The sequence below is a fragment of the Streptomyces sp. NPDC048664 genome (assembly GCF_040650555.1).
GTDB lineage: Bacteria > Actinomycetota > Actinomycetes > Streptomycetales > Streptomycetaceae > Streptomyces.
The window spans coordinates 13,530-38,406 of record NZ_JBEZHK010000030.1; the positions used below are offsets into that span (position 1 = coordinate 13,530).

20 protein-coding genes are annotated in these 24,877 nt (G+C 71.9%); 10 read left to right on the top strand and 10 right to left on the bottom strand.

Annotated elements, in window-relative coordinates; all coding sequences use genetic code 11:
* The first annotated feature begins 164 nt into the window (after positions 1-164).
* The 3 genes from AB0C59_RS27390 to pulA all read left to right on the top strand — a co-directional run bounded on the left by AB0C59_RS27390 (position 165) and on the right by pulA (position 8,948).
* Entirely contained in the window at positions 165-1,838 is a 1,674-nt protein-coding gene (locus AB0C59_RS27390) for a glycoside hydrolase family 13 protein (RefSeq protein WP_363009133.1), read from the top strand.
* A gap of 174 nt (positions 1,839-2,012) precedes the next feature.
* Positions 2,013-3,398: an alpha-amylase family protein gene (locus AB0C59_RS27395; protein ID WP_363009135.1), complete on the top strand. Its 1,386-nt coding sequence runs from the start codon at positions 2,013-2,015 to the stop codon at positions 3,396-3,398.
* A 138-nt stretch (positions 3,399-3,536) separates the two neighbouring features.
* The gene (gene pulA, locus AB0C59_RS27400) at positions 3,537-8,948 is read left to right on the top strand and encodes a pullulanase-type alpha-1,6-glucosidase (RefSeq protein ID WP_363009137.1); all 5,412 of its coding nucleotides are present in this window, start codon (positions 3,537-3,539) and stop codon (positions 8,946-8,948) included.
* Between the two features lie 84 nt (positions 8,949-9,032).
* Here the strand turns inward: pulA and AB0C59_RS27405 are convergent, their stop codons facing one another.
* Entirely contained in the window at positions 9,033-9,725 is a 693-nt protein-coding gene (locus AB0C59_RS27405; protein ID WP_363009139.1) for a TetR/AcrR family transcriptional regulator, read from the bottom strand.
* Positions 9,726-9,813: 88 nt separating this feature from the next.
* Positions 9,814-11,757: a hypothetical protein gene (locus AB0C59_RS27410; RefSeq protein ID WP_363009141.1), complete on the bottom strand. Its 1,944-nt coding sequence runs from the start codon at positions 11,755-11,757 to the stop codon at positions 9,814-9,816.
* Positions 11,758-11,923: 166 nt separating this feature from the next.
* On the opposite strand from AB0C59_RS27410, the gene AB0C59_RS27415 reads away from it, so the two are divergent.
* Positions 11,924-12,337, top strand: coding sequence for a hypothetical protein (locus AB0C59_RS27415; RefSeq protein WP_363009143.1), 414 nt, complete (start codon positions 11,924-11,926; stop codon positions 12,335-12,337).
* Between the two features lie 74 nt (positions 12,338-12,411).
* On the opposite strand, the gene AB0C59_RS27420 is transcribed toward AB0C59_RS27415, so the two are convergent.
* From AB0C59_RS27420 to AB0C59_RS27440, 5 genes are all read right to left on the bottom strand, one after another.
* Complete coding sequence (locus tag AB0C59_RS27420; protein ID WP_363009145.1) at positions 12,412-13,932, bottom strand: DUF1996 domain-containing protein; 1,521 nt, start codon at positions 13,930-13,932, stop codon at positions 12,412-12,414.
* Between the two features lie 194 nt (positions 13,933-14,126).
* On the bottom strand, positions 14,127-15,146 hold the full coding sequence (locus AB0C59_RS27425) for an NAD-dependent epimerase/dehydratase family protein (protein ID WP_363009147.1): 1,020 nt from the start codon (positions 15,144-15,146) through the stop codon (positions 14,127-14,129).
* Between the two features lie 72 nt (positions 15,147-15,218).
* Positions 15,219-15,791 (bottom strand): winged helix-turn-helix domain-containing protein, encoded by a 573-nt coding sequence (locus tag AB0C59_RS27430; protein ID WP_363009149.1) that lies wholly within the window; start codon positions 15,789-15,791, stop codon positions 15,219-15,221.
* 385 nt (positions 15,792-16,176) lie between these two features.
* Positions 16,177-16,917, bottom strand: a complete 741-nt coding sequence (locus tag AB0C59_RS27435) for a hypothetical protein (RefSeq protein ID WP_363009151.1) — start codon at positions 16,915-16,917, stop codon at positions 16,177-16,179.
* Between the two features lie 158 nt (positions 16,918-17,075).
* The gene (locus AB0C59_RS27440; protein ID WP_363009153.1) at positions 17,076-17,435 is read right to left on the bottom strand and encodes an ArsC/Spx/MgsR family protein; all 360 of its coding nucleotides are present in this window, start codon (positions 17,433-17,435) and stop codon (positions 17,076-17,078) included.
* 192 nt (positions 17,436-17,627) lie between these two features.
* Here AB0C59_RS27440 and AB0C59_RS27445 point away from each other — a divergent pair, with 192 nt between their 5' ends.
* The 3 genes from AB0C59_RS27445 (at position 17,628) to AB0C59_RS27455 (ending at position 19,623) form a co-directional block, all read left to right on the top strand.
* Complete coding sequence (locus tag AB0C59_RS27445) at positions 17,628-17,942, top strand: hypothetical protein (RefSeq protein WP_363009155.1); 315 nt, start codon at positions 17,628-17,630, stop codon at positions 17,940-17,942.
* Positions 17,943-18,108: 166 nt separating this feature from the next.
* Positions 18,109-19,032 (top strand): zinc metalloprotease HtpX, encoded by a 924-nt coding sequence (gene htpX, locus AB0C59_RS27450; protein ID WP_363009157.1) that lies wholly within the window; start codon positions 18,109-18,111, stop codon positions 19,030-19,032.
* A gap of 6 nt (positions 19,033-19,038) precedes the next feature.
* A complete protein-coding gene (locus AB0C59_RS27455; protein ID WP_363009159.1) occupies positions 19,039-19,623 on the top strand; it encodes a hypothetical protein in 585 nt (194 codons plus the stop codon).
* Positions 19,624-19,639: 16 nt separating this feature from the next.
* Here AB0C59_RS27455 and AB0C59_RS27460 read toward each other — a convergent pair whose 3' ends face one another.
* Together AB0C59_RS27460 and AB0C59_RS27465 are read right to left on the bottom strand one after the other, a co-directional pair.
* Complete coding sequence (locus AB0C59_RS27460; protein ID WP_363009161.1) at positions 19,640-19,912, bottom strand: hypothetical protein; 273 nt, start codon at positions 19,910-19,912, stop codon at positions 19,640-19,642.
* Between the two features lie 269 nt (positions 19,913-20,181).
* Positions 20,182-20,673, bottom strand: a complete 492-nt coding sequence (locus AB0C59_RS27465; protein ID WP_363009163.1) for a hypothetical protein — start codon at positions 20,671-20,673, stop codon at positions 20,182-20,184.
* A 514-nt stretch (positions 20,674-21,187) separates the two neighbouring features.
* Here AB0C59_RS27465 and AB0C59_RS27470 point away from each other — a divergent pair.
* Together AB0C59_RS27470 and AB0C59_RS27475 are read left to right on the top strand one after the other, a co-directional pair.
* The gene (locus tag AB0C59_RS27470; RefSeq protein ID WP_363009165.1) at positions 21,188-22,423 is read left to right on the top strand and encodes a helix-turn-helix domain-containing protein; all 1,236 of its coding nucleotides are present in this window, start codon (positions 21,188-21,190) and stop codon (positions 22,421-22,423) included.
* Between the two features lie 50 nt (positions 22,424-22,473).
* Positions 22,474-22,983: a flavoprotein gene (locus AB0C59_RS27475; protein WP_363009167.1), complete on the top strand. Its 510-nt coding sequence runs from the start codon at positions 22,474-22,476 to the stop codon at positions 22,981-22,983.
* Between the two features lie 216 nt (positions 22,984-23,199).
* On the opposite strand, the gene AB0C59_RS27480 is transcribed toward AB0C59_RS27475, so the two are convergent.
* Positions 23,200-23,595 (bottom strand): winged helix-turn-helix domain-containing protein, encoded by a 396-nt coding sequence (locus AB0C59_RS27480; protein WP_270084190.1) that lies wholly within the window; start codon positions 23,593-23,595, stop codon positions 23,200-23,202.
* Between the two features lie 699 nt (positions 23,596-24,294).
* On the opposite strand from AB0C59_RS27480, the gene AB0C59_RS27485 reads away from it, so the two are divergent.
* Entirely contained in the window at positions 24,295-24,744 is a 450-nt protein-coding gene (locus AB0C59_RS27485) for a transcriptional regulator (RefSeq protein WP_363009275.1), read from the top strand.
* The last annotated feature ends 133 nt before the right edge of the window (positions 24,745-24,877 follow it).

Below are 24,877 nucleotides of genomic sequence, written 5' to 3' on the forward strand. Positions count from 1 at the left end.
CCGCGGTTCCCTCCAGACCCCGCTGGAACCGCGGCCGCCGCACCACTTCGCCCCGTCTCTTCTTCCCCCTCGTTCCTCCCCCAGTCCTCCGACGACCTGACGACCTCGGCTCCGCCCGCCCGGCCCCGCCCGGGCGCCCGGACCCCCACCGCACCAAGGACGCCATGAGCCAGTACTCCGCCGACCCGGCCCCGCACTCCGCCCTCGCCACCGTCGCCGCGGCACACCGCGACTGGTGGCGGCACGCGGTGATCTACCAGGTCTATCCGCGCAGCTTCGCCGACGGCGACGGCGACGGCATGGGCGACCTGCAGGGCGTGCGCTCCCGACTCCCGTATCTGCGCGACCTCGGCGTGGACGCCGTGTGGCTCAGCCCGTTCTACGCCTCTCCGCAGGCCGACGCCGGCTACGACGTCGCCGACTACCGTGCCGTCGACCCCATGTTCGGCACCCTCCTGGACGCCGACGCGCTCGTCCGCGACGCGCACGCGCTCGGGCTCAGGATCATCGTGGACCTCGTCCCCAACCACTCCTCCGACCAGCACGAGTGGTTCAAACGCGCCCTCGCCGAAGGCCCCGGCTCCCCGCTGCGGGACCGCTACCACTTCCGCCCCGGCAAGGGCGAGGACGGCGAACTCCCGCCCAACGACTGGGAGTCCATCTTCGGCGGGCCGGCCTGGACGCGGGTGCCGGACGGCGAGTGGTACCTCCACCTGTTCGCGCCCGAGCAGCCCGACTTCAACTGGGACCACCCGGCCGTCGGCGACGAGTTCCGCTCCATCCTGCGGTTCTGGCTCGACATCGGCGTGGACGGCTTCCGCGTCGACGTCGCCCACGGCCTGGTGAAGGCCGAGGGACTGCCCGACCTCGGCGGCCGGGACCAGCTCAAGCTGCTGGGCAACGACGTCATGCCGTTCTTCGACCAGGACGGCGTCCACGCCATCTACCGCCAGTGGCGCACTATCCTGGACGAGTACTCCGGCGACCGGATCTTCGTCGCCGAGGCCTGGACCCCGACCATCGAGCGCACCGCCCACTACGTGCGCCCCGACGAACTCCACCAGGCCTTCAACTTCCAGTACCTGAGCAGCGCCTGGGACGCGGCCGAACTGCGCGAGGTCATCGCACGCACCCTCGACGCCATGCGCCCGGTCGGCGCCCCCGCCACCTGGGTGCTGTCCAACCACGACGTCACCCGCCACGCCACCCGCTTCGCCAACCCGCCCGGTCTCGGCACCCAGATCCGCACGGCGGGCGACCGCGCCCTCGGGCTGCGCCGGGCTCGGGCCGCCACCCTGCTCATGCTGGCGCTGCCCGGCTCGGCCTACCTCTACCAGGGCGAGGAACTCGGCCTGCCGGACGTGGTCGACCTCCCCGACGAGGTGCGGCAGGACCCCGCCTACTTCCGGGGCGCGGGCCAGGACGGCTTCCGCGACGGCTGCCGGGTCCCGATCCCGTGGACGCGGGACGGGTCCTCGTACGGCTTCGGCGGCGGGGGGAGCTGGCTGCCGCAGCCGCCGGAGTGGGGCGGGTTGAGCGTCCAGGCGCAGACCGGGACGCCCGGCTCGACCCTGGAGCTGTACCGTGCGGCGCTGGCCGTCCGCCGCGCCCAGGCCGACCTGGGCGCGGGCGAGAGCGTCGAGTGGCTGAAGGCGCCGGACGGCGTCCTCGCCTTCCGACGGGGGGAGTTCGTGTGTGTCGCCAACACCACGGGCGAGTCGGTGACGACACCGGCGCACGGGCGGCTGCTGCTCGCCAGCGATGAGATCGCCGAGACCGGCGGCGAGGCCAAGCTCCCGGCGGACACCACCGTGTGGTGGACGACGGCGGGGGCCTGACGGCGGGGGCCTGACGGCGGGGGCCTGACGGCGGGGACCTGACGGCGCGTCCGCAAGTCCTCGCACCACCTTCACACCGGCCCGCTGCCTTTTCGGCAGCGGGCCCTTAACATCTGCGTCACCGCAAGTTTGCTGAAAGATTTCAGCAAGCTCCTTCAAGGACGAAGGACCCCCATGGCACGCAGATCCCTCCGCGCGGTGCCGGCCCTCGCCGCCGCCCTCTCCGCGCTCGCATTTGGCATGTACCCGACTTCCGCGCAGGCCTCCCCGCCCGGCGCCAAGGACGTCACCGCCGTCCTCTTCGAGTGGAAGTACGCCTCGGTGGCCACGGAGTGCACCCGCACCCTCGGTCCCGCCGGCTACGGATACGTCCAGGTCTCCCCGCCCGCCGAGCACATACAGGGCCCGCAGTGGTGGACGTCGTACCAGCCCGTCTCGTACCGGATCGCCGGCCGGCTCGGTGACCGCGCCGCCTTCCAGGCCATGGTGAACACCTGCCACGCGGCGGGGGTGAAGGTCGTGGTCGACTCCGTCGTCAACCACATGTCGGCGGGCAGCGGCACCGGCACCGGCGGCAGCCCCTACACCAAGTACGACTACCCGGGCCTGTACTCCTCCCCCGACTTCGACGACTGCACCGCCCAGGTCACCGACTACCAGGACCGCTGGAACGTCCAGCACTGCGAACTGGTCGGCCTCGCCGACCTGGACACCGGCGAGGAGTACGTCCGCAAGGCCATCGCCGGATACCTGAACGACCTGCTGGGCCTCGGGGTCGACGGCTTCCGCATCGACGCGGCCAAGCACATCCCGGCCGAGGACCTGGCGAACATCAAGTCCCGGCTGACCAGGCCCGACGCCTACTGGAAGCAGGAGGTCGTCTACGGCGCCGGCGAGGCCGCCCAGCCCACCGAGTACACCGGGAACGGGGACGTCCAGGAGTTCCGGTACGCCTACGACCTCAAGCGCGTCCTCACCCGCGAGAAGCTCGCCTACCTCAAGAACTTCGGCGAGGGCTGGGGCTATCTGAACGGCTCGGTGGCGGGCGTGTTCGTGGACAACCACGACACCGAGCGCAACGGCAGCACGCTGAGCTACAAGGACGGCGCCGACTACACGCTCGCCAACGTGTTCATGCTGGCCTACCCCTACGGCGCCCCGGACATCGACTCCGGCTACGAGTGGACCGATCCGGATGCGGGCCCGCCGGACGGCGGTACGGTCGGCGCCTGCTGGCAGGACGGCTGGAAGTGCCAGCACGCCTGGCCGGAGATCGTCCGCATGGTCGCCTTCCGCAACGCCACGCGCGGGCAGGCCGTCACGAACTGGTGGGACGACGGGAACAACGCCATCGCGTTCGGACGGGGCGACAGGGGCTATGTGGCCCTCAACCACGAGACCTCCGCCCTGACCCGCACCTACCAGACCTCGCTGGCCGCCGGCACGTACTGCGACGTGCAGCACGAGACCACGGTGAGCGTCGACTCCGGCGGCCGGTTCAGCGCCACCCTCGGACCGGACACGGCCCTCGCCCTCTACGCGGGCAAGTCGAGCTGCTGAAAAATCTTTCCGCATGTTTCACGCCTCTTGCTGTACGCCTTGCGGCGGCGATACGGTCACGCGGGCGCCCGGCACCGTAGCCGTGCCGTGGGCGTGGGGTCGGTCCAATTGAGCCGTATTCGCTAGGAGTTCACGCCTGTGATACCGAGATGGCCGGCGCCGCGGACGCGCCGCAGCCCGCGTCGGGGCAGGGTCGCGGCGGTCGCCGTCGCCGCCCTCGCCGCAGTCCTCGCCCCGCCCCTCGCCGCGCGGGCGGCCGCACCGCCGCCCGCACCGCCCTCCGACGCCCGCCTCGCCGCCGAACCCGCCCGGCACGACGACACCCGAGAACAGTTCTACTTCGTCATGCCGGACCGGTTCGCCAACGGTGACAGGAGCAACGACCGCGGCGGACTGACCGGTTCACGCCTGGCCACCGGCTACGACCCCACCGACAAGGGCTTCTACCAGGGCGGCGACCTCAAGGGCCTCACCCGGCGCCTCGACTACATCAAGGGGCTCGGCACCACCGCCATCTGGATGGCCCCGATCTTCAAGAACCAGCCCGTGCAGGGAAGCGGGAGCGACGCGAGCGCCGGGTACCACGGCTACTGGATCACCGACTTCACCCGGGTCGACCCGCACTTCGGGACCGCCGCGGACCTCAGGACCCTCATCTCCACGGCCCACGCCAAGGGCATGAAGGTCTTCTTCGACGTCATCACCAACCACACCGCCGACGTCGTCGACTACAAGGGCCAGTCCCACGACTACCTCTCCAAGGGCGCCTTCCCCTATCTGACCAGGGACGGGCGGCCCTTCGACGACGCCGACCACGCGGACGGCGGGAGCGGGTTCCCGCCCGTGGACGCCGCCTCCTTCCCGCGCACCCCGAGCGTCCCGGCGGCGAAGCGGAACACCAAGGTCCCGGCCTGGCTCAACGACCCGACGATGTACCACAACCGCGGCGACTCCACCTACACCGGGGAGAACGCGACCTACGGCGACTTCTCGGGCCTGGACGACCTGTGGACCGAGCGCCCCGAGGTCGTCAGCGGCATGGAGAGGATCTACCAGCGCTGGGTGCGGGACTTCGACATCGACGGCTTCCGCATCGACACCGTCAAGCACGTCGACATGCCGTTCTGGACCCAGTGGGCGACCGCCCTCGACCGCTACGCCGCCGCGCACGGCCGCAAGCACTTCTTCATGTTCGGCGAGGTGTACTCCGCCGACCCGGCCGTCACCTCCCCCTACGTCACCCAGGGCCGCCTGGACGCGACACTCGACTTCCCCTTCCAGGACGCGGCCCGCGCCTACGCCTCCCAGGGCGGCAGCGCCCGCCGGCTGGCGAGCGTGTTCGCCGACGACTACCGGTACACGACGGACAAGGCCAACGCGTACGAGCAGGTCACCTTCCTCGGCAACCACGACATGGGCCGCATCGGCTCCTTCCTGAAGCAGGACAACCCCGCCGCGTCCGACGCGCAGCTGCTGCGCAAGGACGAGTTCGCCAACGAGCTGATGTTCCTCAGCCGGGGCAACCCGGTCGTCTACTACGGCGACGAGCAGGGCTTCACCGGCGCCGGCGGCGACAAGGACGCCCGCCAGACGATGTTCGCCTCAAAGGTGCCCGACTACCTCGACGACGACGAGATCGGCACCGACCGGACGCACGCGAGCGACTCCTACGACACCAGAGCGCCGCTCTACGAGCAGATCAGCGCTCTCGCGAAGCTGCGGCGGGACAACCCCGCCCTGACCGACGGCGTCCAGACCGAGCGCTACGCGGCCGACGGCCCCGGGATCTACGCGTTCTCCCGGACGGACGCGGCCTCCGGCGCCGACTACGTGGTGGCCCTGAACAACGCCGGTGACACCCGGCGGGCGACGTTCGAGACCAGCTCGGCGGGCATGGTGTACCGGGGGATCCACGGCACCGGCGCCACCGTCACCTCCGGCCCCGACACCAAGGTCACCGTCACCGTCCCGGCCTACTCCGCCGTCGTCCTCAAGGCCGCCCGCCCGCCGGCCGCACCGGCCACCAGGCCGGAGATCACCCTGAAGGCCCCAGACGCGGGCGCCACCGGCACCGTGCAGGTCTCCGCCGACGCCGACGGCGGCCGGCTCGACCGCGTGGTCTTCGCCGCCCAGACCGGCGACGGCCCCTGGCGCGTCCTCGGCTCCGCCGACCACGCCCCGTACAAGGTCACCCAGACCATCGCCGCGAACGTCCCGGCCGGCACCGCCCTGCGCTACAAGGCGGTGGTGGTCGACTCGGCGGGCCGCACGGCGAGCGCCCTGGCCCAGAGCACCACCGGCACCCCGCCCGCCCCGCCGATCCCCACGGCCTCCACCCGCGACCACGCGATCGTCCACTACAAGCGCCCCGACGGCGACTACGCCGACTGGAGCCTGTACGCCTGGGGCGACCTCGCGGACGGCGAGGCCACCACCTGGCCCGCCGGCCACCCCTTCATCGGCCGCGACGCGTACGGAGCCTTCGCCTACGTCAAGCTGAAGCCCGGCGCCGCCGGCGTCGGCTTCCTCGTCGTCGACAAGAACGGCGACAAGGACGTCTCGGCCGACCGCAACATCGACGTCACCAGGACCGGTGAGGTGTGGATCGAGCAGGGCAGGCCCGACGTCCTGACCCAGCGGCCCGACCTCCCCGCCCCGGACCCCGCGAAGGCGGTCCTGCACTACCACCGGGCCGACGGCGACTACGACGGCTGGGGCCTGCACGTGTGGACCGGCGCCGCACACCCCACCGACTGGTCCAGCCCGCTGAAGCCGGTACGGACCGACGCGTACGGCGCGGTCTTCGAGGTGCCGCTGGCCGCCGGCGCCACCAGCCTCGACTACATCGTCCACCGCGGGGACACCAAGGACCTCCCCACCGACCAGTCCCTCGACCTGGCCGCGGACGGCCATGAGGTGTGGCTGCTCGACGGCCAGGACGAACACCTGCTGCCGCAGCCGGCGGGCGGCGCCGCGGCCCTGGACCTGAGCACGTCCAAGGCGATCTGGATCGACCGGGACACCGTGGCCTGGAACGGCGTCGACGGTGCCGCCTCCACCCAGCTCCTCGCGTCCCGCGACGGCTCGATCGCCGTCCGGGCCGGGACACTGACGAGCGACGACGAGCGCTGGCTCCGGCTGACCAGGACCACGCTCACCGACGCCCAGAAGGCGAAGTTCCCGCACCTCAAGGACTACACCGCCTGGTCCGTCGACCCGCGCGACCGCACCCGGGTGCGCGAGGCGCTGCGCGGCCAACTCGTCGCGAGCCAGCGGGCCGAGAACGGCGCCGTGCTCGCCGCGACCGGCGTCCAGAGCGCCGGGGTGCTCGACGACCTCTACGCCGGCGCGCGAACGGCCCGGCTGGGCCCGACGTTCGACCACGGCCGCCCCACCCTCGCCGTGTGGGCGCCCACCGCGCGGTCGGTGCGGCTGGAACTCGGCGGCACCACCGCCGCCATGCACCGCGACGCCGCCACCGGCGTCTGGTCCGTGACGGGCCCCGCGTCCTGGAAGAACAAGCCCTACCGCTACGTCGTCCAGGTGTGGGCGCCCACCGTCCACAAGATCGTCACCAACAAGGTCACCGATCCCTACTCCCTGGCGCTGAGCGCCGACTCCACGCGCAGCCTGGCCGTCGACCTGGACGACAGGACCCTGGCCCCCGGCGGCTGGTCCGCCCTGCGCAAGCCCAAGGCGGTGCCGCTCAGGAGCGCCCAGATCCAGGAACTGCACATCCGTGACTTCTCCGTCGCGGACGGCACCGTACCGGCGGGGGAGCGGGGCACCTACCTCGCGTTCACCGCCAAGGACAGCGACGGCTCCCGGCACCTGCGCGAACTGGCCCGCGCGGGAACGTCGTACGTCCATCTGCTGCCCGCGTTCGACTTCTCGACCGTCCCCGAGAGGAGGTCCGCGCAGACCGGTCCCGCCTGCGACCTCGCGGCCTACCCCGCCGACTCCGACCGGCAGCAGGCGTGCGTCACCGCGACCGCCGCGAAGGACGCCTACAACTGGGGCTACGACCCCTACCACTTCACGGTCCCCGAGGGCTCCTACGCCACCGACCCGGACGGCACCGCCCGGACGGTCCAGTTCCGCAGGATGGTCCAGTCGCTCAACCAGGACGGGCTGCGGGTCGTGATGGACGTCGTCTACAACCACACCGCCGCCGCGGGTCAGGCCGACACCTCCGTACTGGACCGGATCGTGCCCGGCTACTACCAGCGGCTGCTCGCCGACGGATCCGTGGCCGACTCCAGCTGCTGCGCCGACACCGCGCCCGAGAACGCCATGATGGGCAAGCTCGTCGTGGACTCGATCGTCACCTGGGCCAAGGAGTACAAGGTCGACGGCTTCCGCTTCGACCTCATGGGCCACCACCCGAAGGCGAACATCCTCGCGGTCAGAAAGGCCCTGGACGGGCTCACCCCGAAGAAGGACGGCGTCGACGGCAAGAAGATCATCCTGTACGGGGAGGGCTGGAACTTCGGGGAGGTCGCCGACGGCGCCCGCTTCACCCAGGCCACCCAGGCGAACATGGCCGGGACGGGCGTCGCGACCTTCTCCGACCGGGCCCGGGACGCCGTACGCGGCGGAAGCCCCTTCGACTCCGACCCCGGCCTTCAGGGCTTCGCGTCCGGGCTGTACACCGACCCCAACTCCGCCACCGGCAACGGGACGACGGCCGAGCAGAAGGCGCGCCTCCTGCACCAGCAGGACCTCATCAAGGTCGGGCTGACCGGCGATCTCGCCGCCTACCGCTTCACCGACAGCGCCGGCAAGCAGGTCACCGGGGCCGGCGTCGACTACAACGGGGCGCCCGCCGGATACGCCGACGCGCCCGGCGACGCCCTCGCCTACGTGGACGCCCACGACAACGAGACGCTGTTCGACGCGCTCACCTACAAGCTGCCCGCCTCCACCAGCGCCCCCGACCGGGCCCGCGCACAGGTGCTGGCCATGGCCACGGCCACCCTCTCCCAGGGCCCGTCGCTCTCCCAGGCGGGCACCGACCTGCTGCGGTCCAAGTCCCTGGACCGCAACTCCTTCGACAGCGGCGACTGGTTCAACGCGATCCACTGGGACTGCCGCGACGGCAACGGCTTCGGGCGCGGGCTGCCTCCCGCCGCCGACAACCGGTCCGCGTGGCCGTACGCCACCCCGTTGCTGCGCTCGGTCAGGGTCGGCTGCGACCAGATCCGCTCGGCCTCGGCCGCCTACCGGGACCTGCTGAGGATCCGTACCACCGAACCCGCCTTCTCCCTCGCCACCGCCGACCAGGTGCAGTCGACGCTGTCCTTCCCGCTGTCCGGCAGGGACGAGACCCCCGGCGTGATCACGATGAAGCTCGGTGATCTGGTCGTGGTCCTCAACGCGAGCCCCCAGCGGCAGACCCAGACGGTCGCTGCCCTCGCCGGTGAACGGTACGCGCTGCACACCGTCCAGGCCCGGGGCGCGGACCCGGTCGTCAAGCGGTCGTCGTACGCGGTGGGATCCGGCACGTTCTCCGTGCCCGGCCGCACGGTGGCGGTCTTCGCCCGGCGGTAGGGAGCCGCACGCGGAGAAGCGGGACCGGTTCGGGGCCACCCCGGGCCGGTCCCCCCCCGGTGCGGCCGGTGCGGTCGGTCGCGGTTACGAGGCCAGTGAGAGCAGCCGGGCCATCAGCTCGGTGAACGGGCCGTCCACCGGCTCGTTCTTGAGCGCGTGGCGCAGCAGCGTCTTCATCTCGTCGTCGTACACCGCGCTCACCGCGGCCAGCGCCGCGAAGTCGTGCACGAGCTGCCGCTCCAGCTCACGGCGCGGGATGCGCCGCCCGTCGAGCCAGAGCAGGGCCGTGGACTCGCAGAGCGAGATCCAGGAGCGGATCACCAGTTCGAGCCGCACGGGTGGCGGGTCCTGGATGTCCAGATGCACCAGCATCTGGACGTACGCGGCCTGCCGGACCGAGCTGATCAGCGCGTTCGTCCGGGACGAGCCCACGGCCGGCCCCCCGCGCATCAACGCCGAGAAACCCGGCCCGTGTTCGTCCACGAAGTCGAAGAACCGGCCCATCACCCGCAGCAGCCGCTGCCCCAGCGGCCCCTGGCACGGCTCCACGAACCGGTCCGCCAGATCCTGCGAGGCACGCTTCAGCGCGGCTTCGTACAGGCTGCGTTTGCCGGGGAAGTAGTGGTAGACCAGCGGGCGCGAGATGCCCGCCGCGGACGCTATCTCATCGATGGAGACCTCGTCGGGGGAGCGCTGGCTGAACAGTTCGAGCGCGACGCCGATCAACTGCTGCCGCCGCTCCTCGACTCCCAGCCTGCGGCGTACCCCGGTAGTCATACGAACACCTTACCGATCGAATCCAGCCTCGGACCGGCCGGATCGCCGGCCGTCGTTCACAGGGCCGCGCGCGACGGTCGCCATCGCGCTACCGCAGCCCGCTGATCGTCCTCCCGTCCACCAGCGTCGCCTTCAGTCCCGCCTTCGCCCCTCGGCTCGTACGCAGCGCGAGCAGGTTGCCCCGCCCCGAGCCGTCGACCGCGCCGCTCGCACGGATCGACGCGGTGTCCTCGCTGCCCGCGGCGAGCAGATACCAGCTGCCCCCCGCCGACTTCCACAGCACGCCCGCCAGCACATGGGGATCCTTCGCGCCGCACGCGGCCACCCCCTCCGCCTTCGCCGCCACCGCGCCGAACCGGCCGCCCGGCGTGTGGAACTCGGCGAGGACCCGGGGCTCGTCCCCCCGCCAGGTCTCCGCCCGCGCGCACATCCAGTCCGCGGCCCCGGACCCGTCCGGCAGGGTCTGGCGCGCGTACCCCCACGCGTTCACGGACCGCACGCCCTGCCCCCGCACCGCCGCGAGCGAGCAGGCGAACGGCGCCCAGGTGCGCAGTGCCTCGTCACCGGTCACCTCCTTGGGCGCGGCGGGCCGCCCCACGGTGAGATGCGCCGGGACCAGTTCCCCGAGGTCGGTCAGCAGCCGGGTGCTTCCGGAGCCGTCCGTGACCTGGAGCGCGTTCCACGCGGTGCAGGGGGCGTCCGGGCGGGAGGGGCCGGCCAGCGGCGCCGTCACCCCGTCCTCGGGGCCCAGGCCCAGGGTGGCCGGCACGGGCCGGAGCAGGTCCCGCGCGGCGGCCTTGGTCACCCAGGGCGCGGTGAGATAGCGGACGCCGCCGTCCGCGCGGTACAGGACCACGGCCTCCGCCTCGGCGCCGGCGGCCGAGTCGACCCGGGCGAAGTCGAGCGCGGCCCCGACGCGTCCGCCCGTCGGCTCGGCGTACCGGGCGATGCGCAGGCCGTCGTAGAAGACGGCCACCCGGGCGGTGTCGACCTGCCCGGCGTACAGCAGATGCGGCGGGCCGGCCGGGGGACCGGAGGGGGTGCCGGGGGTGGCGGAGAACCGGACGGACGGCCCGGGGTCCGCCCACGCGGCCAGCGCCCGGCCGAGGAAGGCCCGGTCCCCGGTCAGCTCGCCGCGCGCGGGCCACACGGAGAAGTCGGTGCGCGCGGACGTCTTCCACGCGCCTGCCGGCACCCTGGTCAGCAGGGCCGGATCCAGGGCGGCCTCGACGGCGGGATTGCCCGCCGAGGAGGAGGCGCCCGCACCCCACCCGCCGTCCGGCCGCACGAGCAGCGCCGCGCACACCACGACGGCCGCCGCGGCTGCCAGGACGGCCTTGGTGTGGTGCCTGCGCCGCATCAGGTCGGTCGGCAGCGCCTGGAGCGCGCAGGGGTCGAACTCGGGGGAGGCGAGCAGGGCGTCCTGCGCCGGGACCCGCGCGGCCTCGCGGATCGCCGCCGCCGGGTCCGGCGCGCCCGCCGACCGCAGCACCTTGCGCACCGCGTCCTCGGGCAGGCGCTCCAGACCCCGCAGCACATACGCCGCGCGCGCCGGGCCGGAGAGCGCCGAAAGGCGCTGCTCCAGGGCGAGTTCACCGGCGCCGCCGGAACGCGGGAACAGCCGCAGACCCCACACCTGGGGCAGCAGCGGCGGCAGCTGCGAGCGCTTCGGCCAGGCCGCGCGCCGCAGCGGGCGGCTCGCCTCCAGCGCCGCGCGCACCACCTTCAGGCGCAGCAGCGCGTACCCGGGGCCGGGATCGCGCCCGGCGCCGCCCGGAGCCTGTGCGCCGCCTCCCCTTCCGCCCTGGGTCGGGATCGCGGGCAGCGCGGCCCGCCCGCGCGGCAGCGCGCGCTGGACGAGGGAGTGCGCGGTCAGGACCCGGCGGCGCCGGCCGAGATCGCCCGGCAGCATCAGATAGGCGAGCCGCACGAGCCGGGGGTAGTGCTCGACGAGCGCGGCCTCGGCCTGCTCGACATCGACGGCGGGTCCGGCGGAGCGGGGTGCGCGGTGGGCGACATGCTGTGGCTGCACGCAGGACAAACGAGCGCGGCCCCGGTTTGGTCACCTGGCGCCCCTCGCCCGGCGCGGCACCTGGGTCTTTCGTTCCGTTGAGCGCGGGGCGCCCCGCAGCCGTAGGGAAGGGCGGAGCCTTCGCGAGGGCTTCCAGCGGCGTGGGCCGAAGCGAGTGGAGGACGACATGACGTGGACGCGCGAGAAGCTGGCGGCCGGTGCGGCCGCCGCCCTGATGGTGCTGACCGGGTGCGCCGGCGCGGACGGTGCGGACAAGGCCCGGCAGAAGGTCCCGCCGGCGGCGACCGGCAGCCTGGAGGACCTGGCGGCGGACGTCAGGTGCAAGCCGCAGATCCAGACGGACGCGGACACGATCCGCCAGGCCATCTGCAGGAACTCCGACGGCAGGTTCGTGCTCGCCACCTTCGCCACCGACCGCGGCCAGCGCGAGTGGATCAACGACGCCAAGGACTACGGCGGTTTCTACCTGGTGGGCCGCAAGTGGGTGGCTGTCGGCGACGACGGGGTGGTCAACGCGCTGCGCGGCACGCTCGGCGGCGACGTCGAGATCGGGACCGACCACCACGCGCACACCGGCTGAACCGCCCCGCCCAGAGGCGAAGGCCGGTGGCGGGAACTCCCGCCACCGGCCTTCGCGGTGGAGCACTCAGCGGGTCACTGGCACTGCCGGCCGGTGTTCACGCAGTTCGCGATCTTGTTCGCGAGGCCGCCCGTCGTGACGCTGATGAAGTCGTCGTGGTCGGTGGCCGGCTTGTGGAGCTGCTCCGGGAAGCCGTCCACGGCGTAGGCGTTCTTCACCTGGCCGTTCTGCAGGGTCGGCGGGTTGATCTTGTAGACCAGGCGCATCGTGAGCTGCGGGATCGCCTTGAAGCCGTTCTGGCAGTTGCCGCCCGCGTCGGCGAACGCCACATGCGTGCGGTGGTTGGCGCTGTCGATGTTCTGGCCGTCCCAGCAGCTCTGGAAGGCGAACGTGCGCACCACGTTGCTGCCCTGCGGGCAGATCGGGTACTTGTCCGTCAGCTGGACCGAGTTCTCGAAGCCGGTGCAGCTCCAGTGCGCGTTGGCGTTCGCCAGGCCGTTGGTGGTGGTCTTGGCGTCACCGGTGATGATGCGCAGGAACTGAGGCATCGCCACGACCTTGCTGCGCGGGTTGCCCACGTACTTGATCTGGGCCTGCACCGGGGTCAGGATCCGGCCGACGTTGCCTTCCTTGCCGCCGCCGTCCGCGTTCTGGTCGAAGTCCTGCGTGCCGTCCTGGACCCGGACCACCGGCCAGTAGTACGACGACAGGTCGTTCCGGTTCCGGCAGCTGGTGCCGCCCTGGAGGAACGTGTCGTTGCTGGCGAACGCGTTGATCTTCTGGTTGCCGACGTAGTCGTGCAGGTGGTGGGCGCCGTTGGTCACGCCGGGTGCCACGATCACGTTGTCGGTGTTGTGGTTCTTGTTGGCGTTCACGCCGCACTGGGTGAGGAAGGTCCCCGTGGAGCCGCCCCGGCCGGCCCGCACCTTCGCGGCGACGTTGCGCTGGACCTTGGTGATGTCCACGAAGTCGGCCGCGGCCGGGCCGTTGCCGGCCTGTCCGCCGTTGTTCTGCTGCTGCCCGGCGTTCTGGCCGCCGTTCTGCTGGCCCGCGCCGTTGTTCTGCTGGCCGCCGCCGTTCTGCTGCTGCCCCCCGCCGTTGTTCTGCTGGCCGGTGTTCGGCTGGTTGGCCGGGATGCCGGTGCAGGACGCCATCGCGTCCAGGTTGCGGGGTGTCTGGCCCCCGACCCGGGTGATCTCCAGCCTGATACGGCCGATGATCACCGTCCGCCGGTCCTTGAGCGGCTGGAGGATCGAGTTCTGCACGTAGTTCGCGTCCTGAGCCTGCGCGGACCGCGTGGTCGCCAGACGCTGGTAGGCGTCCGTGATCTGGCTGTCGAGGTTGCCCAGCTCGCCGTCGACCTCGGTGCGGGCCTGCCCCGGCACGTTGGAGAGCTGCTGGCCCACGTCCGGGCAGGAGATCGTGGCGACCTGGCCCCACGACGCCTTCGTGCTGTTCTGCGCCGAGTTCGTCTCGTGCGCCGACGCGTAGAAGTTGGCCCAGATCAGCCCGCCCCCGCCGAGCGCTAGGGCAGCCGAGGCGGCCATGGCCTTGGTGGCCAGCGGCGTACGGCGTTTGCGTGTATTGCGTCCCATGGAACTCCTCTGACTTCCTTCCGGGGCCAAAGCGCCCGACAGGGGGTGTGCGGCGCCATCCCATACGCGAGGGGCTCGTGGGGCGTTCAGAAGCCGCCGAAAAAACTTCCCCGCGCGCAGGGGCATTTCGGGCGCAAGAGCCACAGAAGGCTTTGTTTCAGGGGTAGTTGAGACGGGTAGCGCGTGTGGCTCGGTTATCGGCCGGATCGCCCGCCGTCGAGCAGCACCCGCGCCTCGGTCGCGGGATCGAGGCCCACCGGCGGCCTGCCCGGCCGCGGGGGTACGGTGCCGCCGACGCTCCGCAGCCACCGCCAGGTGTCGGCGACGGTCTCGTGGACCGGACGGCAGTCCAACCCGGTGGCCACGGCCCGGGACACGTCGGCGCGGTGCAGGGCGTCATGACCCTCGGTGCCCGGCGGCACCCACACCGGCAGCTGCGTCCACGGCTGGACACCGGCGTCGAGGATCACCTCCGGTTCGGTCCACCGCAGGTCGGCCGCGCCCCCCGTGACCGCCGCGCACGCGTCGAGCAGCGTCCCCGTCGTGGCGTGGCCCTGCGGGCTGATCAGGTTGTAGGGGCCGTGCAGTTCCCGCTCCACCGCCCCCAGGGCCCACGCGGCGAGGTCGCGGGCGTCGACGTACTGCAGGGGCAGTTCACGCGGGCCCGGGGCCAGGACGGGGCCGCCCCGGGCCATCCGGTTCAGCCACCACGGCAGCCGTCCGATGTTCTCGTGCGGTCCGAGGATGAGCCCCGCCCGTACGAACACCGAACGGTCCGCGCCGAAGGCCTCCAGGGCCGCCAGCTCACCGCCCCGCTTGTCCCGGACGTAGTCGGTCTCCCCGGCCCCCGCGTCGGCGCCCGTCACGAGCGGCGCGTCCTCGGTGTAGTCGGCGGGCGGGGCCCAGGCGTACACCGAGCAGCTGGACACGTACACATACCGGCCGGCCCGCCCGGCGAGCAGCCGGGCGGCCTCGCGCACCGCGCGGGGTGCCCCCGACCAGGTGTCCACCACGGCGTCCCATTCCGCCCCCGGGCCGCGCTCCAGCTCCGCGAGGCCGCCGGGCGCCGTGCGGTCGCCGTGCAGCGCCTCCACGCCGGGCGGGGGCGGGCGGTGCCCCCGGTTCAGGACGGTCACCCGCCAGCCCCGCCGCAGCGCCGCGTCCACCACGGCCCGCCCCACGAACTCCGTACCGCCCAGCACCAGAAGTCTCATGCCGACCACTGTGCCCGCCCGGGCGGCGCCGTGGCACGCGGCTCTGCCGACAGCAGAGGCGGGGCGCCCGGCTCAGGGCACGTACTTGTAGCCCACGCGCCGCACGGTCTGGATCGTCCCGCGGTGCCCGGCGCCGAGCTTGCGCCGCAGCCGGGCGACATGGACGTCCACCGTGCGGCCGTCGCCGACATGGCCGTAGCCCCAGACCGTGGCCACGAGCTGGTCCCGGCTGTGCACCCGGCCCGGATGCGCCACCAGATGCGCGAGCAGCTCGAACTCCAGGTAGGTCAGGTCGAGTTCGCGGCCGTCCACCTGGGCGGTGCGCTGCACGGTGTCGACGCGGACGGCCCGTTCGCCGCCGCCGGGGCTCGCGCCCTCGACCTCGGTGGGCAGGGCGGTGGGCGCCGGTGCGGGTGCCACCGTCGCGGTGGGCACGGCCTGGTCACCGGCCGGCACCAGCACCAGGTAGCCGATCATGGGCGGGCGGCCCGGCAGGCTGGGCAGGGCGTGCGGGGGTGCCGGCAGCCAGGTGGCGCCGGGCGGCAGGAAGTCCGGTGCCGCGGCGGTCTCGTCCTGGCCCACGGCACGCAGCCGGACGGCGGGGGAGAGGGGGGCGGCGGACGGGAGGGAACGAGTGGTCGCCATGAGAGGTCAGCTCTTTCGCGCGAGGAGGTCGTCAGGAGGGACGTACGTCGTGCGCGCTGGCCGATGGCCGGGTGCTACGGCTCTGGCTGTGCAGAGCCGTACGGCGTCAGAGGGCCGGCGCGTGCGTCGCGCGACAACACACCCGGTCGAAGTCGTGGTGCTGACGGGAGGGCCAGAAGGGCTCGAGGTCATGGCGACCCGTCGCGGTGCACGCGGTGAGCTTCCGGAAGTCGGCCATGCGTCCATTGAAGCAGACGCGGGCCGCCCGCAGGAGTCCTGTCCCAGACCATCGGGCGCCCCGCGCACAAGCCAAGGGTCCTGCTGTTCGTGGCCGCGAACAGCAGGACCCAGGACGCGCTCCCTGCGGCGTCTCGCGCCGCCGGGGTCAGCCCACCTTCTCGATGAGGGCGTGACGGATCAGGAACTTGCCCGGCTCGCGGACCTGTTCGAAGGCCGCGTTGTTGAGCAGGGCGCAGCTCCCGGAGGGGCCGGTGACCGTCACCGTCGTGGACTTGTTGTTGTCCAGGTTGGTGACCTTCAGCTTCGTGCCCGTCGGGAACTGACCGCTGGACGCCGCAGGCGCGCCGGCCTCGCCGGAGAGCGTCACCGTCGAGCCCTTGCAGACCTGCTGGCCCGAGGCGGCGCCGGCGTCACCCGCGGTGCCGGCGTTGCCGTTGTTCCCCTTGTCGCCGTTGCCGCCCGTGTTCGAGCCGGGGGCGTTCATCGTCGGCGCGGCGGAGGCGGAGCCCGAGGCTTGGGGGTCCTGAGCCGACCCCCCGGCCTGCGCGGCACCGCCCGGCAGCGCCGGGTCGTCCGGCTGCGCGGCCTCACCGACCTGGCAGCCCGCGTCCTGCTGCTGCACCTTGATCAGCTTGACGACCGCGTCGCGGTTGGCGATCCGCGCGGCGGACTGCGCGTCCGGATGCGCCTTCTGGGCGGCGATGAACGCCTCGTTGTTGCCGAGCGCGGTGGCGAATCCCTTGCAGGTCGTCGAGGTCGCCGCGGTCTGCACGTTCGCCGCGTTCGAGGTGGCCGCGAGGGCGAACGCCCCGCCTCCGGCCACCGCGAGAGCGGTCACGGCCAGCGCGACCTTCTTCCTGGTACTGACAGTTCTCCTACGCGACATGCGCGCCTCCTGTTCCCGGCCGTCGAGACCGGCCGGTCGCCATGGGGTACGCAGCTAGGTACGAAGAACCGGCCGCCGTTGCTCAGCGGCGCACAGGATTCCCCTGAGTGGCCTGGGTCACACGGCAGTCGGCCTCGTTCGAAGCGCGCCGGAAACCCTCACCGGGACAGGGCGTCGCGCACCGCCTCCTCCGTGCGGCCGACCACCGCCGTACCGTCCTCGGCGGTGATGATCGGCCGCTGGATGAGCCGGGGACGCTCGGCCAGCGCGCGCACCCAGCGGTCCCGGGCGCCGGCGTCCCTCGCCCAGCCCTTCATGCCGAGCTCCTCGGCCTCCGGCTCCTGGGTGCGGGTGATGTCCCAGGGCTCCAGACCGAGCCGGCCCAGGACGTCGCGGATCTCGTCCTCGGTGGGCACGTCCTCCAGATAGCGGCGCACCGTGTACGCGGCGCCCTCGGCGTCGAGCAGGGTGAGCGCGCCGCGGCACTTCGAGCAGGCGGGGTTGATCCAGATCTCCATGGCACCACCGTAGTGGGGCGTCCGGGCCCCGCCCGGCACCTCCTCCCACCCCCTGCCACCGCTGTCACCACCAGGCCCAAAGCCCCTTTGGCCAGCGGCTTTTGTCAGTGGGCGGCAGTAGAATAGAAGCAGTGTTCGAGGGAGGTTCCGGGGCGTCCGGACCGCTTCCCCGACCGCGACAGGAGGATGCTCGTGCCCGCTGCCGCAACCACGACCCAGCCGAAGCCCACCCGGTCCACCGCCCGCCGCCAGGTCCCGCTGGACCTGCCCTACGCCCCGGTGGCCAAACGGCCGCTGCCGCCCGGACGGCCCCGCGAGTGGTACGTCACGCACAACCGGCGTCTGAAGGCGATGCGTCTGGCGATCGCCCTGCTCGACTCCGGGGTGTATCTGCCGACCCAGGCGAAGGACGAGCGGATACGCGGCACGGCCGAGCAGATCGGCGTGCACCCGCCGTCGGCCACGACCTGCCACATGGTGCGCGCCCTGATCCGCTACAGCCGCTGACCCCCGCGTCCCGCGCCGGGTGCCCCTCGTGCGGGGGCACCCGGCGTCGCGTCCCGGCAGTCTTTGCCTTCCGCGGGGATGTTCGGAACCGGTTCATGGGCCGGCTCGGGCGCACAATGGGGGTGGGACGAGTGCCTTACCACCGGGTACCGCGGGGTGATGCGATATGCGGAGCCGTTTCCAGAGCGACCGGCGCCTGACCGTACGGATGTCGGTCACGCTCTTCCTGCTCGGGCTGCTGTACGTGGCCTTCGTCGCCGCGCTGATCGCGCTGCTCAGATCCTGGGTGCTGGTCGTCGTGATCGCGGCGCTGGTGCTCGGCGCCCAGTACTGGTTCTCGGACCGCATCGCGCTGTACGCCATGCACGGGCGCGTCGTGGAGCGCGAGGAGTATCCGCAGCTCCACGGTGTGGTGGACCGGCTGTGCGCGGTCGCCGACATGCCCAGACCGCTCGTCGCCGTGTCCGGTATGGACATGCCGAACGCGTTCGCGACCGGCCGCGACCCCGACCACGCCGTGCTGTGCGTGACCAGCGGACTGCTGCGCCGGCTGGAACCCGAGGAACTCGAGGGCGTGCTGGCGCACGAGCTGTCGCACGTCGCGCACAAGGACGTCGCCGTGATCACGGTGGCGTCGTTCCTCGGGGTGATCGCCGGCCTCGTCGTACGGTTCGCCTTCTACTCGGAGGTCTTCGGCGGACGGGGCCGCAAGGACCAGAACACCGTCGCCGTCCTCGGCGCCGTCATGGTGGTCTCGGCACTCGTCTACGCCCTCAGCTTCCTGCTGATCAGGGCCCTGTCCCGGTACCGGGAGCTGGCCGCCGACCGCGCGGCGGCCCATCTCACCGGGCGCCCCTCGGCCCTGGCGTCCGCGCTGACCAAGGTCAGCGGCGACATCGCCCGCATCCCGACCGAGGACCTGCGCACGGCCCAGGCCTTCAACGCCTTCTACTTCACGCCCGCGTTCGGCGCCCAGCCGGGACTGTCCCGGCTCTTCTCGACCCACCCGACACTGGAGCAGCGGCTGGAGCAGCTCGCCCGGATCTCCGCCGAACTGGGCGAGGCCGCGATGCCGGGAAGGACGGGCTGAGGGCCGATGGGTCTCCTGGACATCCTGCTCGGCCGCACGAAACCGGTCGCACCCGACCTGGACCAGCTCTTCGCCCTGCCCTCGGCGGCGGTCACGCTCGAGGCCGCCGCCGGGTTCACCCCGACCGGGACCGGGGCGGTCTGCTTCGCCTCGGTCGAGGGTGGCGCCTTCGCCCAGACCAACCGCGAGATCCAGGCGCTCCTGGACGCGGACGCGGAGCGCGGCGGACCGCCCGTGGAGCTGCGGCAGGACGCGTACGGCTACTCCTGGCTGGTGTCGTGCCGGACGCCCGCCGAACTGCCCGCCCTGGTCAACGATCTGCACGCGGTCAACAGCGCGATGGAGGTCAACGGCTTCGGACCGCAGCTGCTGTGCTCCGTGGCCGCCTTCCAGGACGCGCGCGGGCGGCGCCTCGGCCTGGTCTACCTGTACAAGCGCGGGACGTTCTACCCGTTCGCGCCGCTCGCCGGGGCGGGCGAGCGGCGCGACACCGCACGGGAACTCCAGGTCAGGGCGATGCTCGCCGACGACCTGCGCGTCGAGCAGGACCTCGGCCGCTGGTTCCCGATCTGGGGCGCGCCCGGTCTGTGACCGGGCGCCCCGACCGCTACCCGCCCTTTTGCTGGCGGCGGTACTCGAAGGGACGCTCGCGGCGGTAGCGGCGCTCCCACCTGGCCTGCTGGTCACGACGTGCGCGGTACTGCTGGTAGGTGGCCGCGGCTCCCGGGGCACCGCCCGCTCCCGGCGAGGACCCGGAGGACGGGCGCCGCACGTACCGGACGTGGACGAGGAGCAGGGCCGCGGCGGCGATCCACCAGGTGTGGTCGCCGAACCCGAGGATGACGAGGACGACTGTTGCGGCGATGAGAATGGTGCCCATGACGGGCCTCCGAGGCGTGGTGAACGGTTGTGCCGACGAGAGCCGGCGGCCTGCCGGGGTGGGCGAGCCGCCGGGGTACGCGTCCTCAGCGTAGAAAAGCGGTCACTCGCCGTGCATCCGATTTTCCGTTCAGGGCACGGGCAGCGGGCGGGCGGGACTCGGCCCCGGGCGCGGCGGGCGGCGGCCCGGAGGGCGCGGACCGGACCGGGGCGCGCGCGGTCCCGGGGGCCGCGCGCCGCATCGCGCCCGCTTGAGGTGCGCCACCGCGATCAGTACCGCACCGCGCGGGCGACGTCGGCCTTGACGTCACCGGAGAGCTTGCGGTTGCTGAGCGCCGTCCCGCTCTTCGACCCGTGCGGGGGGACCGAGCCGATGGTCACGACCACCGCGTCCAGGAGATCGCCGCCCGCGCCCCTGAAGTCGATCTGCACGGCGTAGGTGCGGGCCTTGGAGGTCGGGTTCGAGGCGGTCACCTCGACCGCCTTGCGCCCCTCGGAGGCACCGCCGGTCGCGCCGACCCGGGCCTCGCCCCTGGCCTCGGTGCCGCCTTTGATCCCGTCCAGCGTGCGGCCCGCCGCGGCGGTGGCCGACGCCAGCGCGGACGCGGCCTGCGAGGCGAGCGAGGAGCCGACGGAGGCCGCGGCGGACGCGGCCCGGGACGCCGTGCCGGAGGGCCCGCCGCCGTCGGAGCATCCGCCGAGCACGGCGCCCACCAGGACCGCCGCCGACGCCCACACCCCCCGCATCCGCCGCCGCGCCATCGTCCCGCCACCTCTCCGTCCCGCGTGGACCACGCCTCCCAGTCAAGACCGAGAGGCGCCCGCCCCGCATGCCGGGTACGGCGTCCGGGTGACACGGCGGGCCCGGCCCGCGGGCCGGGGGACACATGACGAGGGCCCCGCCGCTCACCGAGGTGAGAGACGGGGCCGAAGAGGGTCGGGCGGTCGCCGGACCGCCCACCGGTCACACGTCGAAGAAGTGATGTTGTAGCGGCGCTACCTCGGAGCCCTGTTCTCAGGGTCCCTCTGACCAGTCAGAACGTCGTCGTTGTCTGTCGTTGTTGGTCGTCGCCGGTCCCCCTCGGACGGCCCACGGACGGCCCGGCCCCATCCACAAAGCACGAGATCAGAGACTCGGACAGAGTGTCCGGGCCGCGCCGCTCCAGGGCCGTCACGCTCGTACTTGGTCGGGTAGCGGAGAAGGCCCGCTACCCGCCCCACCACTGGCTCTGTACCGTGAAACCGGCCCCTCACAAGCAGCAGGAGGCAGCACGCAATGCGTGGTCTCGGAGATCACCTCAGCATCGGCGAGCGGATCGCGTTTTACCGCAAGCGTCGCGGCTACACGCAAGAGGTCTTGGCCGGCCTGGTCGGCCGGAGCACCGATTGGTTGGCGAAGATCGAAACGGGGCGCCGGAAGCCGCCGCGTATCGACATGCTTGCCGAGCTGTCGCGCATCCTGCGCGTGCCCCTCGGGGACCTGCTCGGTCAGACCGTGCTCATGGAGGACGAGAGGCGCCAGGACGACGTTCCGGCCGTACGCGACGCGCTGATGAGCCCGCGGCGCCTGTCGCGTTTGCTCTTCGGCCCCGAGGCCGATGTACAGCTCCCGACGCCGGCCCCCGTGGCCGTGCGCGTGGAGCAGGCGTGGAACGACTACCAGGGCGGGCGACTCGGCAGCGTCATTGCGGCTCTCCCGACGCTTTTGCAGACCGCTCAGGAGCTGGAGGAGCGAGCGGCACGCCGCGGCGACGACCGAAGCGACTGCTGGGCTGTGTCGGCTCGCACACACCACCTCGCAGCTACGACGCTCGCAAAGATCGGTGAGTCAGACATCTCATGGCTTGCCGCCGAGCGTGCGATGCGGGCCGCTGACGAGTCAGACGATCCCCTGGTACTGGCATCGGCCGCACGTTCCGGCACACACGCCCTACTGGCAAACGGCCGGTATGACGACGCGCTGGAGCTGGGCAACACGGCCGCCGCATGGCTGTCCTCCCGGGTCACCGAGAGCGACCCCGCGGCGCTGAGCCTGCTGGGCATGATCCACCTACGCGCCGCCGTAGCGGCAGCACGTCACCAGGACCGACCCACCGCGACCGGCTTGCTGAACCGGGCCGAAGAACTCGCGGACGATCTCGGGTCGGATGAGAACTACTGGCAGACCGGCTTTGGGCCGACGAACGTATTGCTTCACCGTCTGTCCGTTGAGCTGGACCTCGACAACGTTTCGTACGTGGTGGAGCACGGACGGATCAACGTCGACCACATGCCGCAGGAACGCAGCGTCTCGCACCGGATCGACTACGCGCGCGCCCTTTCGCTCGTCGGACAGGGCGATGAGGCGTTCACGGAGCTTCGGACGGCTGAGCGCACCTCGCCACAGCTCGTGCGCAACAATCCCAGGGTGCGCGAGACGCTGCGGGACCTGATCAAACAGTCTCCGGTCACTGGTGGCTCGCGCTCATCCGAAGTGTTCGTGATGGCTCAGCGGTGCAGGGCGGTGCAGTGAGTTCAGTCAAGCGTGGAGTGCTCGGGGTCGTCGGGTCCGCAGCTGGAGGCGTGGAGGCCCTGCGCACCGGCCTGGTGGAGCCCGCCATGGAACGCGGCTGGCAGGTGGCCATCACGCTCACGCCGACCGCGGCTCAGTGGCTGAGGCTCAGTGGCGAGGCGGAGCGGCTGGAGAAACTGACCGGCCTGCCCGTTCGCGATGAGCCGCGGTTGCCCGGCGAGGCCCGCCCGCACCCGCCGGTTGACTGCTATGTCGTCGCTCCCGCGTCGGCGAACATGGTCGCCAAACTCGCGACCGGCCTGATGGACAACCAGGCCCTTACACAGGTGGGCGAGGCCATCGGCACCCTAGGCCTGCCGGTCGTCGTCTTCCCCCGGGTGAACGCGGCGCACGCTCGCCATCCGGCGTGGCAGCACCACATCGACACCCTCCGGGCTGGGGGCGTGCATGTCGTCTACGGCCCGGATGTATGGCCGCTGTACGAGCCTCGGGAGGCGCCGGCGGGTCGCCCGCTCCCCTGGTCGGCAGTGCTCGACACAGTGGATGCGGCCACCCGATGACGATTCGTCAACACGTCTGACCTGCAAGGAAAGAGGACCCGGACAGTCTGTCCGGGTCCTCTGCCGTTCCGGGCCACATGCTCATTGGCATGTCAGGGATCAATGAGCAAAGCGGCGAGCTGGAAGGCATGACTCCCGCCGAACTCGCTTTGATCAAAGCGAGTTTGAGCGAGGCCCGCGCCAAGGTCGAACGACTGCTGAGGCGCGCGGACGAACTCACGGCGACGGTGGAGTCTCGCTACCGACAAGCCGCTCAAGGCGATCAAGCCGCTCGCCAAGTTGGCGCAGGGCGTCATGAATCGTGCTGAGTTCCGTGGCCAGGGCAGTGAACGCCGGGCTACTGCCCGGCTCGCTACCGAGGGGCACAGAAGGATCGCGGACGAACGTCCCGCGGCCCTGCTGCGTGAGAACCAACCCCTCGTCACGGAGCTGACCGAACGCGCTCTGAACGGTCATGAGCTGCACGCCAAGTTCCTTGGCGAGCTTGCGAGCGGCTGGCAGCTGATCGCCCGGCTCGTACTCGCGGTCGGGGCCCGTGATCTTCTCGCGGAACTGCGCCGCAATCTCCTTGGCCGTGGGCGTCTGCTTGGGCGCTTCGGGGCTCTGGTCCATGGCATCGAGAGTAGCCGGACCTAGGTCAATCTCTGATCCTTCGGTGGACCCGCTTGACAGCCAGATTGACCTAGGTCAATCTGTAATCACGCCGGAACGAGAGGCCCGAAAGGACTTCCTCGCCGTGCCTGCAAGTGCTTGACCTGCAAGAACGCACCACGAAGGACCCCGCCGGACCCGCTTACACGCGGTTCGAGCGGCAGGGGAGACGTAGAAGTCCGTCGTCTTCACGGATTGATCGGTGTCATCGGCTAAGCCGTTGGTCTGACCCTCGGGCGTGGACCCAGGGACCGGATCGGCGGGGATCCCGGTGATTGGGCTGCACCCGGTCCATGACAGGTAGCCATTCCAGGGAGATCGACTCAGCGAGTGACGACTGAGTGACGCGGTGACCGCGCGCCGTCCAAGGGAGGCGGAGCAAGGCGCATACGGGAGCCGCGAAACGACAGTGACGGGCTTTCCCGTCACTCGTCATGCGGGCAGGGCGCCGGCATCACGTCGGTGGCCTGCCCGTTTGATGAGAAACCAGAGCGGTCCCCCGGGTGGCACCCCGGAGGACCGCGTACAGGCACCTACTGAGGAGGCACCTGTGGTCACCAGTCTGACAGAGGCGGAACGGGCGGAACTGGCCCGGAAGGCCGCTGAGGCGAACAAGCGCAGCGAGGACAACGCCCGTGCCCGGGGCGGCCGGTGATGGCCGTGGACGCTGCCAACTTCGCCGCTGTGTTCGTTGCCCTGTACGTCGCTCACAGTGTGGGCGACCACTGGGTGCAGACCTCCCACCAGTCTGCGCACAAGGGCCGTCCCGGATGGGTCGGTCGGCTCGCCGACGCCCGGCACGTCGCCACTCTGACCGCTACCAAGGGCGCGGTTCTGCTGCCGGTCGCCTGGCTGCTGGATCTGCACCTGTCCGCGCTCGGCATCGTGGCCGGGCTCGGCATCGACGCGGTCACGCACTGGTGGGCCGACCGCCGCAGCACGCTGGCGTGGCTGGCCAGGGTGACCGGCAAGGGTGAGTTCTACCGGCTCGGTGCCCCGCGCGCCGGCCGGGACGACAACCCGCACATCGGGACCGGCGCCTACGCCCTTGACCAGTCCTTCCACCACCTGTGGCTGCTGGTCGCCGCACTGATCATCGCCACCGTCTGACCCTGTACCACCGCCCCGGCATCTTGCCGTGAGGGCGCCGGATCGAATCCGGCCCGGGGCACTCTCCCCGCCGCGCTCGCGGCAGGGGACTCCGGAGCGGTCGCCGTCTCACCAACACGCCTGCGGCCCCTCC